At 40.2% G+C, this 1,553-nt stretch carries 1 protein-coding gene; it reads right to left on the reverse strand.

The window, feature by feature from the left end; all coding sequences use genetic code 11:
• Positions 1-83: 83 nt before the first annotated feature.
• Positions 84-1,268, reverse strand: coding sequence for an IS110 family transposase (locus ABH902_RS15750; protein WP_404592343.1), 1,185 nt, complete (start codon positions 1,266-1,268; stop codon positions 84-86).
• Positions 1,269-1,553 lie beyond the last annotated feature (285 nt).

A 1,553-nucleotide genomic window follows, 5' to 3' on the forward strand; every position in this document is an offset into this window, starting at 1 on the left:
TTATACGAAAACTAACCCAAAAAAAGCAAAAAAAGACTAGCACCTCTTAAGAACGACGTTAGTCAAATTTGGTCTAGAACATTTTAACAGTAACTTGTTAAAGTGTTCTTTTTAGATTGTAAATAAGCTTCTCCAAGTTCATTGTAATGGGACTGATCGGAAAACATCCGATAAATGATTCGTAATAGTAAGTGAACGGTCGCAACCACCGCTTTTTTGTGTCCAGCATTTTTTCTTACGCGAAAGAAAAAGGCTTGGATGCGATTGGGTTTCCCTTGAGAAACAGCCAGTGCTCCTTGGGCTAAGACCTTCTTTAGATAAGCATTTCCTTTTCCTACTCGTTTACTACGTGTCTTTCCAGCACTTTGATTATTTCCTGGACACGCTCCTGCCCAAGAAGCTAAATGGCCAGCTGAAGGAAAAACAGACATGTCGATTCCCACTTCTGCAAGGATAACTGCCGCCGTTCTTCGATTGATTCCTGGGATTTCCTCTAAACGTTTGACATACTCTTCATAGGGAACAAGATAGTCGTTGATGGTCTCTTCGACTTCTTGAATTTGATTTTCCAAATACTCAATCTGCGTGAGATGAAGAGAAAGCATTTTACGATAATGAGGGGTCATAAAGCCTTCTAAGGCTTCGAGCAGTTGAGGAACTTTTCTGCGCAAAGTAGTATACACACAGGAACGGATCAGCTCTTCATGTATTTCCTTATTATCAATAAGTGCATAAAGCAGTGCTCGACCTGATTTGCCATAAATATCTTTAATGACTGAGGACAGTTTGATGCCGGCATTTTGTAAGACCATGTGCCCACGATTTTTTTCGCGATTCAGGTCTTCAACCAAGTGTTTACGGTAGCGAGTTAAATCCCTCAGCTCTTGAATGGGTTCTGGTGGCACAAAACTAGTTGGAATGACACCCAGTCGAGTCAGGCGAGCAATCCACTCCGCATCTTTCATATCCGTTTTTTTTCCTGGAATATTTTTGATGTGACGAGGGTTGGCCAATTGTAGCTCAAAGTGATTCTGTAAAATTCGCCAGACACATTTCCAATAGACACCAGTACTTTCCATACTAATGTGTGTGACTTCGTAAGAAGTTAGCCAATCAGATAAGTCAAACAGACCACGAGTAGTTGTTTCAAAACTGCCAAAGAATTTTTCTGAACGTTTTTTTCCTTCGACAGAACGGATCACACAAGCAACAATGACTTTTTGATGGATATCTAAGCCAGCACAACAAGAACGAAGTACATCTTCCATTTTATAATTCCTCCTTGAAAAAATGTCCAGAAGAGGCTATTCTACTTATAGAAACATATTTATTTTTATACACAGGTTCTGTGACCTAATGATTGGTACAACTAAGTAGAATGATCTAGTTTGTCCCTCAAGGTTACTTGGAGAAGAACCTCAATAAGTGATCGACCTACAAGCCACTTCTGTCATCTCTAGTATGCCAGGTAATAGCTTGTAGGTCGATCACTTTATACACTTTATTTTCATTCTGTTTGGTGAGGGCTATGGCCCTCATGGGTGTTTGTCCCG

The sequence above is a fragment of the Enterococcus sp. UD-01 genome (assembly GCF_044909655.1).
Lineage (GTDB): Bacteria > Bacillota > Bacilli > Lactobacillales > Enterococcaceae > Enterococcus_L.